General features: G+C 65.3%; 17 protein-coding genes and 2 tRNA genes. 13 read left to right on the top strand and 6 right to left on the bottom strand.

Annotated features, from left to right (window positions below; all coding sequences use genetic code 11):
- Positions 1-40: 40 nt before the first annotated feature.
- The 10 genes from tolB (at position 41) to BVH73_RS10975 (ending at position 6,652) form a co-directional block, all read left to right on the top strand.
- Positions 41-1,357, top strand: a complete 1,317-nt coding sequence (gene tolB / locus BVH73_RS11020; RefSeq protein WP_079418634.1) for a Tol-Pal system beta propeller repeat protein TolB — start codon at positions 41-43, stop codon at positions 1,355-1,357.
- 102 nt (positions 1,358-1,459) lie between these two features.
- Complete coding sequence (gene pal, locus BVH73_RS11015; protein WP_079420550.1) at positions 1,460-2,008, top strand: peptidoglycan-associated lipoprotein Pal; 549 nt, start codon at positions 1,460-1,462, stop codon at positions 2,006-2,008.
- Entirely contained in the window at positions 2,005-2,835 is an 831-nt protein-coding gene (gene ybgF, locus BVH73_RS11010; protein ID WP_079418632.1) for a tol-pal system protein YbgF, read from the top strand. The genes pal and ybgF overlap by 4 nt, the downstream gene beginning before the upstream one ends.
- A 53-nt stretch (positions 2,836-2,888) precedes the next feature.
- Positions 2,889-3,545, top strand: coding sequence for a 7-cyano-7-deazaguanine synthase QueC (gene queC, locus BVH73_RS11005; protein ID WP_079420548.1), 657 nt, complete (start codon positions 2,889-2,891; stop codon positions 3,543-3,545).
- A 118-nt stretch (positions 3,546-3,663) separates the two neighbouring features.
- Complete coding sequence (locus tag BVH73_RS11000) at positions 3,664-4,779, top strand: YeeE/YedE family protein (protein WP_079418630.1); 1,116 nt, start codon at positions 3,664-3,666, stop codon at positions 4,777-4,779.
- A gap of 13 nt (positions 4,780-4,792) precedes the next feature.
- Positions 4,793-5,611: a tRNA threonylcarbamoyladenosine dehydratase gene (locus BVH73_RS10995; RefSeq protein ID WP_079418628.1), complete on the top strand. Its 819-nt coding sequence runs from the start codon at positions 4,793-4,795 to the stop codon at positions 5,609-5,611.
- A gap of 9 nt (positions 5,612-5,620) precedes the next feature.
- Positions 5,621-5,696 (top strand) — tRNA-Lys (locus BVH73_RS10990).
- 42 nt (positions 5,697-5,738) lie between these two features.
- A tRNA-Lys gene (locus BVH73_RS10985) sits at positions 5,739-5,814 on the top strand.
- 221 nt (positions 5,815-6,035) lie between these two features.
- Positions 6,036-6,311 carry a type II toxin-antitoxin system Phd/YefM family antitoxin gene (locus BVH73_RS10980; RefSeq protein ID WP_079418626.1) on the top strand — a complete coding sequence of 92 codons (276 nt, stop codon included), beginning with the start codon at positions 6,036-6,038 and terminating at the stop codon, positions 6,309-6,311.
- Positions 6,311-6,652 carry a type II toxin-antitoxin system RelE/ParE family toxin gene (locus BVH73_RS10975; RefSeq protein ID WP_079418624.1) on the top strand — a complete coding sequence of 114 codons (342 nt, stop codon included), beginning with the start codon at positions 6,311-6,313 and terminating at the stop codon, positions 6,650-6,652. The genes BVH73_RS10980 and BVH73_RS10975 overlap by 1 nt, the downstream gene beginning before the upstream one ends.
- A gap of 151 nt (positions 6,653-6,803) precedes the next feature.
- Here BVH73_RS10975 and BVH73_RS10970 read toward each other — a convergent pair whose 3' ends face one another.
- The 5 genes from BVH73_RS10970 to BVH73_RS10950 form a co-directional block, all read right to left on the bottom strand.
- A complete protein-coding gene (locus BVH73_RS10970; protein WP_079418622.1) occupies positions 6,804-7,187 on the bottom strand; it encodes a hypothetical protein in 384 nt (127 codons plus the stop codon).
- 14 nt (positions 7,188-7,201) lie between these two features.
- The gene (locus BVH73_RS10965) at positions 7,202-7,597 is read right to left on the bottom strand and encodes a phage holin family protein (protein ID WP_079418620.1); all 396 of its coding nucleotides are present in this window, start codon (positions 7,595-7,597) and stop codon (positions 7,202-7,204) included.
- A 14-nt stretch (positions 7,598-7,611) separates the two neighbouring features.
- Positions 7,612-7,923 carry an ElaB/YgaM/YqjD family protein gene (locus BVH73_RS10960; RefSeq protein WP_079420546.1) on the bottom strand — a complete coding sequence of 104 codons (312 nt, stop codon included), beginning with the start codon at positions 7,921-7,923 and terminating at the stop codon, positions 7,612-7,614.
- Between the two features lie 105 nt (positions 7,924-8,028).
- The gene (locus BVH73_RS10955; protein WP_079418618.1) at positions 8,029-8,505 is read right to left on the bottom strand and encodes an HAD family hydrolase; all 477 of its coding nucleotides are present in this window, start codon (positions 8,503-8,505) and stop codon (positions 8,029-8,031) included.
- Positions 8,502-8,981 (bottom strand): adenylyltransferase/cytidyltransferase family protein, encoded by a 480-nt coding sequence (locus BVH73_RS10950; RefSeq protein WP_079418616.1) that lies wholly within the window; start codon positions 8,979-8,981, stop codon positions 8,502-8,504. Before BVH73_RS10950 ends, BVH73_RS10955 begins: the two co-directional genes overlap by 4 nt.
- A 165-nt stretch (positions 8,982-9,146) precedes the next feature.
- Here BVH73_RS10950 and BVH73_RS10945 point away from each other — a divergent pair, with 165 nt between their 5' ends.
- Positions 9,147-10,571: a chloride channel protein gene (locus BVH73_RS10945; RefSeq protein ID WP_079418614.1), complete on the top strand. Its 1,425-nt coding sequence runs from the start codon at positions 9,147-9,149 to the stop codon at positions 10,569-10,571.
- Here the strand turns inward: BVH73_RS10945 and BVH73_RS10940 are convergent.
- Positions 10,556-11,569 (bottom strand): MerR family transcriptional regulator, encoded by a 1,014-nt coding sequence (locus BVH73_RS10940; protein WP_079418612.1) that lies wholly within the window; start codon positions 11,567-11,569, stop codon positions 10,556-10,558. The two genes, BVH73_RS10945 and BVH73_RS10940, sit on opposite strands and share 16 nt — an antisense overlap.
- A gap of 235 nt (positions 11,570-11,804) precedes the next feature.
- On the opposite strand from BVH73_RS10940, the gene BVH73_RS10935 reads away from it, so the two are divergent.
- On the top strand, positions 11,805-12,401 hold the full coding sequence (locus tag BVH73_RS10935) for a glutathione peroxidase (protein WP_079418610.1): 597 nt from the start codon (positions 11,805-11,807) through the stop codon (positions 12,399-12,401).
- A gap of 57 nt (positions 12,402-12,458) precedes the next feature.
- Positions 12,459-13,274 carry a GTP cyclohydrolase FolE2 gene (gene folE2 / locus BVH73_RS10930; RefSeq protein WP_079418608.1) on the top strand — a complete coding sequence of 272 codons (816 nt, stop codon included), beginning with the start codon at positions 12,459-12,461 and terminating at the stop codon, positions 13,272-13,274.
- Positions 13,275-13,283 lie beyond the last annotated feature (9 nt).

Genomic DNA, 13,283 nt, shown 5'->3' with positions numbered 1-13,283 from the left:
ATCGCTTGTTGAAGCAACGCGGCCCCTCTATTGACACTCCATGCAGCGACGCCGATTTGTTCTAGGTTCCCTCTCCACTCCGCTTCTTCGCGGGGCTGCTTCGTTGGCCGGGCTTGCCGCGCTGAGCCGTTCGGCGCAGGCGCAGTTCAAGGTGGATGTCTCGGGCATCGGCGCCACGCAGATTCCCGTGGGCATCGGCGCTTTCCGCGACCCTAACCATTGCCCGCAGCCGATCGCCGACATCGTGCGCGCCGACCTCACGCGCAGCGGGCTTTTCGCCGTGAACCATCTGGGCGGCCAGACGCTGACCGAGCAAGGTCCGCCGAATTACGCGGCCTGGCGTTCGCAGAACCTGGAGGCCGTGGCCGGTGGCAGTGTGGCGCAGGTGGCCGGTGGGCGCTGGCAGTTGCAATTCCGCCTCTGGGACGCGGTGAAGCAGGCCGACCTTGGCGGCTTGGCGCTGACCGTGATGCCGGGCGATCTGCGCTTGGCGGCGCACAAGATCAGCGATTACATCTATCAGAAGCTCACCGGGCTGCGCGGGGTGTTTGCCACGCGCATTGCCTACATCACCAAGGCGGGACCGCACAGCTTTTCGCTCAACATCGCCGACAGCGACGGGGCCAATCCGCAGTTCGCGCTGCGCAGCCGCGAGCCGCTGCTTTCGCCGGTGTGGTCGCCCAACGGTCAGGAGCTGGCCTACGTCTCCTTCGAGACGGGCAAGCCGGTGGTCTTCCTGCAGAACGTGCGCAGCGGCGCGCGCCGCATGGTGGCCAATTTCAAGGGATCGAACAGCGCGCCGGCCTTCTCGCCCGACGGCGGCACGCTCGCCGTGGTGCTCACACTCACGGGCCGTTCGCAGATCTATCTGATGCCGAGCAAGGGCGGCACGCCCCGGCAGTTGATGCGCTCGTACTCGATCGACACCGAGCCGACTTTCTCACCCGACGGCCAGAGCCTTTACTTTGTCAGCGACCGCGACGGCGGCCCGCAGGTCTACAAGGTCGGGCTGAGCGGCGGCAGCGTGCAGCGCGTGACTTACAGCGGTGGCTACAACGTCAGCCCGACCATCAGCCCGGATGGCAAGACGCTGGCCTACATCTCGCAAAAGGGCAACAGCTTTCAGCTCTGGTCCATCAATCTCGAAACCAACGCCACGCAGTTGCTCGACGATGGCAGCGACTGCGGCCACCCGAGCTTTGCCCCGAACGGGCAGATCGTGCTTTATTCTGCGGGCGGCCGTGGCGGCGAGGTGCTCAAGACCGTGTCGATTGACGGCCGTGTGCGCTCCACCCTGTCGCAGGCCGGCGTGCAGGTGCGCGAGCCCAGTTGGGGCCCCTGGACGCCGGATCGCTGAGGCTGAACTGGCCTTTCGACCCACGGCATTCAAAACCGATTTTCTTAGAACCGCTCCCCTTTTTCCTACCCTCCCCTGATCTGATCGGAGAAACTCGTGAACATGCGCTCTACCCTGGTTTTCACCGCACTCGCCGCCGCCCTGGCTCTTGGTGGCTGCGCCTCACCCGTCCCCGTCAAGCAGGCGCCGGTCGAGTCCAAGGCGCCCACCTCCGTTGAAAGTGGCACCGCGGGCGCCAATGCCAACGGCGCCGGCCAGAACCAGGTCGCTGCCGTGCAGGCACCGGCCGAGAGCAATGCGGGCGCTGGCCCCGGCTCCGATGTCCCCAAGAGCGTGTACTTCGGCTTTAACAGCTACACGGTCGACAGCCAGTACACCCCGGTGCTCAACGTCAATGCCTCTTACCTGACCCAGCATCCCCAGGCTCATGTGCAGCTGCAGGGCAATACCGATGCGCGCGGCAGCCGCGAGTACAACCTCGCCCTGGGCCAGAAGCGGGCCGATGCGGTGATGAAGGGCATGGAGCTGCTCGGCGTGAAGCCCGCTCAGATGGAGGCCATCAGCTTCGGCAAGGAAAAGCCCAAGGCGCAAGGCACGAGCGAGGCTGATTACGCCGAAAACCGTCGTGTCGACATCGTCTATCAACGATGAGCCGCGGCCTTGCCTTTTCGCGTCAAGTGGCCCCGCTGCGCCATGCGCGGCGGGTGCTGTCGACGACCTTGTCGGTGACGGTCCTGGCCGCCGGTCTGGGAATTGGTCTGGCCGCGCCGGCCCGGGCCGACATGTTCCCGGACAACGAGGCCCGGCGCGCCATTCTGGACCTTCGCTCGCAACTCACGCAAAACCAGCAGAGCACGCAGAACCAGCTCGCTCAACAGGCCCAGCAGATTCAGCAGATCCGCAATTCGCTGCTCGATCTGTCCACCCAGATCGAGCAGATGCGCAGCGAGATGGCGCAGTTGCGCGGCAAGCAGGATGCCGCCACGCAGCAGCTCAACGACGCCCTGGGCAAGCTGCAAACAAGCCAGCAGCAGCTCACGCAGCGCCTCAAGCCGCTGGAGCCGGTGCAGGTGCAGATCAATGGCCAGAGCTACACGGTGCAGCCCGCCGAGAAAGCCGCGTTCGAGCAGGCCGTGGCGACGTTCCGCAACGGCGACTTTGCGGGCAGCGCCACGCAGTTGAAGGCCTTCCTGGCGCAGTATCCGTCGAGCCCGTATGACGCCGATGCCCAGTATTGGCTGGCCAATGCCCAGTATGCGCAAAAGCAGTACAAGGACGCGATCGCCACGTTTCAGGGCCTGATCCAGAACAGCCCGAACAACCCGCGCCTGCCTGAGGCCATGCTGGGGCTGGCGAACTGCCAGATCGAAGTGCGGCAGATTGCCGCCGCGCGCAAGACGCTCAACACCCTGGTGCAAACCTATCCGCAGTCTGAAGCGGCACAGGCCGGCCGCGACCGGCTGGCCAAGCTGAAGTGACCGAGGCCTACACCGCGGCGGCACCAGCAGCCGTGGTGTTGCTTTCGGGCGGCATGGACTCCGCCACGGTGCTGGCCCTGGCCCGCGAACAGGGCATGCGCTGCTACGCCCTGTCGCTCGATTACGGCCAGCGCCATCTGGCCGAACTCGATGCAGCGCGCCGGGTGGCTGCGGCGCTGGGCGCGGTCGCGCATGAGATCGTGCGGCTGGATCTGGGCCGTTTTGGCGGCTCGGCACTCACCGATCCCGCGCTGGCCGTGCCTACAGACGGCCGCCACGGCAGCGGCATTCCCGTCACTTATGTTCCGGCGCGCAATACCGTCATGCTCTCGCTCGCCCTGAGCTGGGCGGAAGTGCTGGGTGCGCGGCATTTGTTTTACGGCGCCAATGCGGTCGATTACTCCGGCTACCCCGACTGCCGCCCCGAGTATGTGGCGGCGTTCGAGCGTCTGGCCAATCTGGCGACGAAGGCGGCCATCGAAGGCCAGGCAATCCGGGTGCAGGCGCCCATCATCGCGCTGAGCAAGGCCGACATCATCCGCACCGGCCTTCGCCTCGGCGTGGACTACGCCATGACGGTGAGCTGCTACCAGGCCGATGCCCAAGGCCGCGCCTGTGGGCGTTGCGATGCCTGCCGCATCCGCGCCCAGGGCTTCGCCGACGCCGGCGTGCCCGACACCACCCGCTATCAACACGCCATCGGGGACTGAGATGGCCGCGATGGCGATGGGCAAACGCCCATGCCATCACCTTGCGGAGCAGGGCCGTGGAACAATAGGGTGATGCCAGGGGACAAATGCGTCCCCGCCTTCTTTTCCTGCACACGCCATGCCGTCCGTATCCGTTCACGCCATCAATGCCACCGTTCTCTGGGGCGGCTTCGCGCTGAGCCTGGTGTTTGGCGCCATCATGCAGCGCACGCGCTTTTGCACCATGGGTTCGGTGAGCGACATCGTCAACATGGGCTCGTGGATGCGCATGCGCATGTGGGTGCTGGCCATCGCCACGGCCACCATCGGTTTCAACTTGCTGGCCGCCGGTGGCGTGATCGATGCGTCCCAGACCATCTACACCACCGCCAAGGTCCTGTGGCTCTCGGCCATGGTGGGGGGCTTGCTGTTTGGCTTCGGCATGGTGCTGGCATCGGGCTGCGGCAGCAAGACCCTGGTGCGCATCGGCGAGGGCAATCTGAAGGCCGTGGTCGTGTTCATGATGATCGGGGTGTTCGCCTACATCACGCTGCGCGGCATCACCGCCGAGGTGCGGGTGCGCGTGTTCGACAAGGTGGCGCTGAACCTCTCGGGCCCGCAGGATCTGCCGGCCATCGTCGCCCACGCCACCGGACTGTCGCTGCCCAGCCTGCAAGTGGCGCTCGGCCTGGGTGTGGGACTTCTGCTGGGCATCTGGGCCCTAAGCGCCCGCGAATTCCGCAACACGAACAACCTGCTGGCCGGATTCGGGCTTGGCGCGGTGATCGTGGGCGTGTGGTTCCTGTCGGGCAAGCTGGGCTTTCTGGCCGAAGACCCGCAAACCCTGCAGGCCGCCTACCTCGGCACGCAGAACAACAAGATGGAATCGCTGAGCTTTGTCGCGCCGCTGGCCTACACCCTGTTCTGGTTCATGATGTACAGCGATGCGAGCAATGTGCTGACCCTGGGCGTCGTCTCGGTGTTCGGCGTGATCGCGGGCTCGGCCGGCATGGCGTTGATCACCCGGCAGTTCCGCTGGGAGGGGTTTCGCGGCGCGGAAGACACGGCCAATCATCTGGTCGGCGGAGCGCTGATGGGCATCGGCGGCGTGACGGCTCTGGGCTGCACCATCGGCCAGGGAATGAGCGGCGTGTCCACGCTGTCGATCACCAGCTGGATCGCGTTTCTCTCCATCGTCGGCGGCGCCGTGCTCGGGGTGAAGTACCAGGCCTGGCGCGTCGAGCGTGCCGCCTGAAGCCTTCGGCCCGATGCACTCTGCCGCGCCGTACGCGCCCTCGACCATCGATGCCGAAACTGCGGACCTGAGCCGACGGTTCGGTGGAATGGCGCGGCTGTACGGCGCCAGCGGCGCGGCGCGCATTGCCCAGGCGCATGCGGTCGTCGTCGGCGTGGGCGGCGTGGGTTCGTGGGCCGCAGAGGCGCTCGCCCGCAGCGGCGTGGGCCGCCTCACCCTCATCGATCTCGATCACGTCGCCGAATCCAACATCAACCGGCAGATCCAGGCCCTGGACAGTACCCTGGGCCAGTCCAAGGTAAGCGCGCTCGAACACCGGTTTGCCCACATCAATCCGGCTTGCCACGTCACGTGCGTGGAGGAGTTCGTCGATGCCGACAATGCAGCCGCGCTGATCCCGGCCGACGCCCAACTCGTACTCGATTGCTGCGATCAGGTGCGCGCCAAGGCCGCCTTGGCCGCGCTTTGCCTGCAGCGCCGCCAGTCCCTGTTCATGGCCGGCGCCGCTGGCGGCAAGCGGCACGCCGACGCCTTGCAATGCGCCGATCTCTCCGAAGTCACGCATGACCCGCTGCTGGCCAATGTGCGATACCAGTTGCGCCGCCAGCATGGCGCGCCTCGCAGCGGCCGCATCGGCGTGCTCTGCGCCTTTAGCAAGGAAGCCATCGTCCGTCCGGACACCGACGCCTGCGTCCTGCCCGGCGAGACAACCTCCCAGCCCGACAACAGCCTGAACTGTGCCGGCTTCGGCTCCAGCGTGATGGTGACCGCCTCCATGGGCATGATGTTGGTCGCGCGCGCACTCGACGCCGTGCTAAGATTGCGGGCTTGATTTCTGTGGGGGTCGTTAGCTCAGTCGGTAGAGCAGCGGACTTTTAATCCGTTGGTCGCGTGTTCGAGTCACGCACGACCCACCAAACTGCCTCAGTTAAGATCTTCACTCAAGCGATCAGACATCAGGGTTGTTAGCTCAGTTGGTAGAGCAGCGGACTCTTAATCCGTAGGTCGACAGTTCGAGCCTGTCACAACCCACCAAATTGCAAAAGCCAGCCTCGCGCTGGCTTTTTGCTTATGGGCCGCAGACGCCAGTGTTGGCGCGGGCTGCGGCCGTATTGCGGGGTTCTGCCTGAAGTCGGTGTTTCCAGCCGTTTTTGCGCCCCAAACCTCTCTTTTTTCTCGGTTTGACCTGTCTTCGCACCTCGTGGAAAGACCATAAAAAGACTATATTAAGACCTGAAAGCATCTGGAGCACCGCCATGCGCTACTCATCACAAGTCAAGCCGATCAGCTATCTCAAAGCCAACGCCGCCGAGGTTCTCTCGCACCTTGCGGAACAGCGCGAACCGATGGTGATCACCCAAAACGGTGAGGCTAAGGCTGTCCTGCAAGACGTCGCCTCGTTCGAAGAGACGCAAGAAACCCTGGCACTTCTAAAAATCCTTGCGCTGGGCAATCAGGATGCCGCCGCTGGCAAGGTTAGGCCTATGGCTGACGTTGTTGCCCGTCTCCGCACCAAGCGAGCCGCAGTCTGATGGCAGGCACGTCGGCCACGTTCGATGTTCTGCTCACCAAGGGCGCGGAGCAGGATTTGGAGGCCACCCACGACTACCTCTCCGAATTCGATTGTGTGCCCAACGCCAACCATGTGCTGGATGAGTTGATGGACGTTGCGGAGAGTCTGTCCAAATTCCCGGAACGCGGTAGCTATCCGAAGGAACTGGTCGGCCTTGGGATCAAAGAATATCGCCAGATCTTCTTCAAACCATACCGCTTGATTTACCGCACTACGGGAAGCCAAGTCATCGTTCACCTGATTGCTGATGGGCGCCGCGATATGCAGTCAGTGTTGGCAAGAAGGCTGCTTGGTGCTTGAATTGCGGCAACACGCAGCAGTGCTCATTGGCTCTAATGGCGAGTGGTCTGGTTGTAAACTTCACGCCGCCCATGCATGAAAAAGGCCCAGTGCGACACTGGGCCTTTTTTTGTTTTGGCGGGGCCGCCACACGGCCGCGCTCAGGAACGGTTCAGCGCGTGCGGTCCTTGGACAGGAACTGCCGGATGCCGTACATGGCCCCGCCGAGCAAGCCCATTTTCAGCAGGCGTGTGAACACGGAACGCACCAGGCGCTTGCGCAGCAAGAGCGAGATCACCGAGCCCATCAATGACCCGACATAGGGATGGCCGCGGGTGAAGTCGAGCAGGCGCAGCAGCGAGTTCGCCGGATTGAGCGAACCCAGCACCGAGCCCGACAAGGCCTTGCGCACCATGTGGGCCGGCTGAACGCTGTCGCGGAACTGTTCGACCGCCTGGACGAACTCCACCCGTTCAACTGCGATGCGCGCAACCAGCAGTTGCTTGCGCACCGAAGCGGGCAACTGCCGGGTGAAGTCGGAGGAAGGCAGACTCATGGCGACAAGGCCACTCAGGAACGGGCGCGCCACACGGCGGCATCCTTGGCCAGCTCGGCACGGGTGGCGGCGAACGGCACGGGCGCCTGTTCGATCGCCTGGCGTATGCGATAAAGACAGTAAGCCGCGACGCCAAAGTCAAGCACGCAGAGCACGGTCAGCACCAGCCAGTGGCTGCGGTCCCAGAACAGGATGACCAGCAGCGCCGTGAGACTGCCCACGGCGAGCAGTCCGAACAGCACCGCAACCGCGCCGAGCACGAGCAGGACCAGAAGCCGCTGACGCTCTTCGGCCAGCTCGATGCTGGCCAGCTCAATGCGGCTTTGCAGCAGCGAGGCCGCGCTGCCGATCAGCCGCTGCCAGGCCGCACCCAGGCCTTCGGGCTGGCCGGTGTGCGCGTCGTTTGACATGGCCTCGCGCGAGTTCAGCGGCCGCGGTTGATCAGCAGGCCCACGGCCAGTCCGACGGCCGCGGCCATGCCGATGGCCTTCCACGGATGGTCATGCACATAGTCGTCGGTGGCCTGGGCGGCGGCCTTGCTGCGCTCGACCACGGCATCCTGCAGGTCCTGCGCCTTTTCGGCTGCCTGACGCAGCAGATTCATGCCGCGACGCTGCAGTTCGGCGGCGTGCTCACCGGTGGTCGCCGCAGCCTGTTTGAGCAGATCTTCTGCGTGGTCGATCACGAGGGCGACGTCGGATTTGATCTCTTGGGTGGACTTGGCAGACTTGGTCATGGTGAACTCCTGAAAGGGGTGAAAAAAACACGACTTCCGAGAGAGCATGGTAGTGCGCATCGCAGCAAAGGGCATGATGGACGGCAAATACACCGACATTCCGGTTCAGGGCCGTAAGGCTGCAACCAGACGCTGGGGATGCAAGAACAAATCGAGTGCGGCGAGGATGCCGGGCGCCACGATCTGTGCGGCCGTCAGCGCGCGCGCATGCGCGCCCTCCGGGCCGAGCACGGCCACCCCGAGCGTGGCCAGGCTGAGCATGTCCACATCATTGCGGCCATTGCCTACAGCGGCCACTCCAGCCGTCAGCAAGGCCCGCGTGCGAGCCGCCTTGTCGGCGCCGGTGGCCACCACAGTGTGGCGCACCGGCAGCCCCGCGAGAGCGCGTTCGACCGTGCCGTAAGTGTCGCCCGTGAGCACCTCGACATCCATCAACGGACTGAGCGCGACCAGGCGCTCGGCAACGCCCTCGATCAGGGCGCCTTCATAGGCCAGCGTGCCGTTGAAATCGAGCAGCAGATGACGCAGACAGAGCGTTGCGGCGCCCGGAATGGGGACGACCCATCCGGCACGGGACTTCATGCCGACCCGCCGCGGATGCGCTGGACCAGCGCGGTGGTGGAGCGTCCCTCGACAAAAGGGATGGCCACGGCGCGCGCGCCCCAGCTCTGCACCAGCGCGGTTTCGGCCAGGGTGGTCATGTCGTAGTCGCCGCCCTTGACGTAGATGTCGGGCCGCACGCGCTCGATCAGGGCCAGGGGCATGCGCTCCTCGAACAGGGTGACGAGGCTGACGCTTTCGAGCGCGGCGAGCACGGCGGCGCGGTCGTCCTGCGCGTTGAGCGGGCGCTCCGGCCCCTTGCCGAGCAGGCGCACGGAGACATCGGCGTTCAGGCCCAGCACCAGGCTGGCGCCCAGGGCGCGGGCCGCCGCCAGATAAATGACATGGCCGCGGTGCAGGATGTCGAACACCCCGTTGGTGAAGACGACCGGACGCGGCAGGGCCGCAAGCCGCGCATCGAGCTGGTCGGAGGGGACGATCTTGTCGAGGAAGTGCATGGGCGCAAAGCTTAGCGGCTGCCGCTCATCGCGATGGCTGAACGCCGCGTTCACGATTGCTCACCCCTGAACCGGATGGAAGCCGATATCATTTTGATCAATTCAAATGCCTTCATCCATCGATAGGCCTGCATTTCAGGCGCCTCGGGAAAGTGAGTCTTCCCTGTGACTTCCGCATTGCTCGGCCGACTGCGCCTGTTCTGGCAGAACCTCGATCCCATGGTGCCCATGACCCTGGTCGGCGCCGCCGTGGGCTTCGTCTCGGCCATTGCGGTCGGGGGCTTCCGCCAGGCGATGTACGCCATCATGCGCCTGTACTCGGAGCAGGAGCATCTGGTCGCCGCCGCGACGGGGCTGCCCTCGTGGGCAAGGGTGGTCATTCCCGCAGCCGGGGCCACGCTGGGCGGCTTGATCATGTGGGCCGGGCAACGCTGGATCAAGCGCCCACGCGGACCGGAATACATGGAGGCGGTGCGGGTGGGCGATGGCATGCTGCCCCTGGGACCGAATCTGACTCGCACCCTGTCCTCTCTGGTGGGCGTGAGCAGCGGCATCACGATAGGCCGCGAAGGCACCATGATCCAGTTCGCGGCGCTGGTGTCGTCGCTTCTGGGCCGTCTGGCCAAGACCGACGCGGCGCACCGCCGCCTCATCGTGGCCTGCGGAGCCGCCGCGGGCTTTGCCGGCGCCTATCACGCGCCGATCGCCGGCACCCTGTTCGTCGCTGAAATCATTCTGGGCGGGCTGGCGCTGCGCGAGATCGCCGCCGTGCTGGTGGCCGCCGTGATGGGGGAGCTCACCACCCAGGCGCTGTTTGCCACCGGGCCGCTGTATCTGTCGCACGTCATTCCGGTCGTGGGCTTTTCCGACCTGCTCGACGCGGTGTTCATCGGCCTGCTCGCGGGCCTGCTGGGCCCGGCCTTTCTGTGGCTGCTCGATACGGCGCGCCGACGCTATCAGCCGCTGATCGGCTTTCTGCCGCTGCGCATGGGGCTGATGGGCCTGCTGATCGGCCTGCTGTCGATGATCCGCCCGGAGGTCTGGGGCAACGGCTACAGCGTGGTGCAGTCCATGCTGGTCGATCACTGGGCGCTGTCCACGCTGGCCCTGGTGTTCGTGCTGCGCATCGTCGCGGTGACGGCGGCCAGCGCGGCGGGCATTCCCGGCGGCGTGCTCACGCCCACCCTCATGCTCGGCGGCGCCATTGGCCTGATGGTGCAACACACCCTGCTGCTGGGCGATGCCTCGCATGCGCAGGCGCTCTGGGTGCTGGTGGGCATGGGCAGTCTGCTGGCCGCCACCACGCATGCTCCGGCCATGTCGGCCATCATGGTGTTCGAGATCACCCGCAACTACAACGTGGTGCTCGCGGCCATGCCGGCCTGCGTCGTGGCCTCGGTGGTCGGCAGTCTGCTGCGCGAGCGTTCGGTGTATGCGGAAGCGTTGGGATTGAAAGAGCAGGGCGGCTCGAAGACTTCCCTGTTCGAGGCCATCACAGGCCGCAAATCGGCCTCAGAAGCGCCGGCCGGCGACACCGAAGGCGCCCCGCAGGGCCTCAACCCGCGCAACCCCGATCAGTCGCGCGACTGAGGTTTCGACATCAGCAGATCGGTGGTGGACGGACTGCGGTGACGTTCGCGCCAGTCGTGCACGCAGGGCCCCAGATCGCCCAGCGCCTTCGCCACCCGCACGCCATCGGGCAAACGCTTGCGCAGCGCTGGGTTGGAGCCGCCCACCCACAGCTCGATGGACCCGGGCAGACGGCCCCGCAGCTCCGCCAGGGCATCGAGCACCTGCGCGGCCTGCAGCAGGGGCGAAAAGCTCAGCACCAGCACATCGGCCGCATGCGCCTGGACCGCCCTCGACATATCGCCCAGCGGAAGCTGCGCGCCGAGTTGCACGCAGCGGCAGCCCTCCAGCACCAGCATGGCCTCGGCCATCAGCAGGCCCAGAACATGCGGCTCCTGGGGCACGGTGGTCATCAGCACCTTGGGTCGTGACTGCGCCGTCTCACCCAGCGGAACGGCACCGATGGCGCTGCGCAACACACGCTGGATGACTTCGGCATACAGATGCTCCTCGAACACTTCGAGCGTGCCGCGCATCCAGGCCAACCCGACCCCGGTGTTGAGCGGAGCGACGACTTCGGTGACGAAACGATCGAGCCCCATGCGCATGACGTCCTGCTGCAAGGCACGGCGCAGCCGTTCGGCGTCGTGCTGCTTGAGTAGGGCGAGATAGGCGCTGACCATGGGGCTGTCGGCGGGTTCCGGCGCGGCCGATCTGGCCCCGGGGGCCACGGTGGCATCGGTCAACACGCCGCGGCCGCGCGCCAGGGCATCGAGCTGCTCGATGGGCAGCGCGACGATCTGCGCCGGACGATGCCCGACATCGAGCAAACGCCTGATCAGCCGCAACCGCTCGACCTGGGCCTCCGGATACAGGCGGTCGCCCGCGCCGTTGCGTTCGGGCTGCGGAAATCCATAGCGTCGCTCCCACACCCGCAGCGTGTCTTTGCCGATCCCGGTGTCGCGCTCCACAGCAGCGATGCCGAGCGGCAGGGCGGGGTTCAGAGTGAGGTCATTCATCGAAAAAAGTCATGTCCTGGACAAATGATGGCCGGGGCGAAATGCCTGACGTTCAGGGCCTGCGTGACGCGGCTGAATCCGTTCCCGAGAACCCGACGTAATGGCATATTAAGACCGCCTGTCGAAAACCTGATAACCCCTCCATTGTCCAGGACAAAGAGTGATCCGCTTGGAAGCATCAAGGATCTCAAGCATCATTGTCCTAGACAAAACTCAACCATGATCGGAATTGTCCATGTCTGTGTCCGCCCCCTTCCGCCTGTTCGCCGCCATGATGTGTGTGGCGGGTTCTCTCGCGTTCGCCCCTTCGGCCGCAGCCGCCGAATCAGCCCCGGCGACCGCGGCCACCTGCCCCGCCCTGCTCAACAAGACCTTCCCGCGGCTGCAGGACGACAAGCCGCAAAGCCTGTGCCAGTACGCGGGCAAGGTCATTCTGGTCGTGAACACCGCCAGCTACTGCGGCTTCACCCCGCAGTACAAGGGACTGGAGGCGCTGTACCGCGAATACGGCAAACAGGGCCTGGTGGTGCTGGGATTTCCGTCGAACGACTTCCACCAGGAGATGGACAACAACACCAAGATCGCCGCCTTCTGCAAGGACACCTACAACGTCCAGTTTCCGATGTTCGCGCCCTCGCATGTGACCGAGCCCCGGCCCAACGCGCTGTATGAACAACTCATCCTGGCCACGGGCGATCAGCCCAAGTGGAACTTCTACAAGTACCTGATCGGGCGCGACGGCAAGGTCGCCGGCGTCTACCCCAGCCTGACCTCGCCGGACAACAAGGACTTCGTCGCCAAGATCAAGGCCCTGCTTGCCCAGAAGCCCTGATCCTCCTGGGTTTCACCTCGGCTCAACCCTTCCCCACCCCGCCTTGAAAGCCCCGCCATGAACGCACCGGAAAAACTGTTTGCCCAGGCCGCAGCCGCCGCCCTGCCCGATGTGCAGGCCACACCCGACCTGCGCCACATTGCCATTCAGCAGGTCGGGGTGCGCGATGTGCGCTACCCGGTGCAGATCCGTTCCGCGCAGGGCGTGCAGCCCAGCGTGGGCACGTTCGAGATGACGGTGGCGCTGCCGCCCGAGGTGAAGGGCACGCACATGTCGCGCTTCATCGAGATGCTCGAAGCGCACCCTGAACCGCTCGATGCGCCGCAGCTCGGCATCCTGCTACAGCACATGCTGGTGCGCCTGCAGGCCAGCGAGGGCGCCATCACGGCGCGCTTCACCTACTTCGCGCGCAAGGCCGCGCCGGTGTCGGGTGTGGAGAGTCTGATGGACTACGAGGTCACCCTGCGCGCGGAGCAAAAAGCCGGGGCGACGACGCTGGTGCAGAAGGTGCAAGTGCCGGTCACCAGCCTTTGCCCGTGCTCGAAGGAAATCTCCAATTACGGCGCGCACAACCAGCGCTCGCACGTCACCATCGGCGCCACGCTGCGCGGCGATCTGGGGCTGGACGAGCAGATCCGCATCGCCGAGACGGCGGCCTCCTGCGAGCTTTGGGGCCTGCTCAAACGGCCGGACGAAAAGTACGTCACCGAGCGGGCCTACGACCACCCCAAATTTGTCGAAGACCTGGTGCGCGATGTCGCGGTGGCGCTGGAGCGCGACGAACGCGTGGCCGCCTACACCGTGGAATCGGAGAACTTTGAATCCATCCACAACCATTCGGCGTATGCCTTGGTGGAAGGCCGCAAACCCTGACGCGGCCAG

The organism is Thiomonas intermedia, assembly GCF_002028405.1.
In the GTDB taxonomy this organism is placed as follows: Bacteria; Pseudomonadota; Gammaproteobacteria; order Burkholderiales; family Burkholderiaceae_C; genus Thiomonas; species Thiomonas intermedia.
The sequence above is the reverse complement of the archived record's forward strand: the minus strand, read 5'-3'. Positions and strand labels throughout refer to the sequence as shown.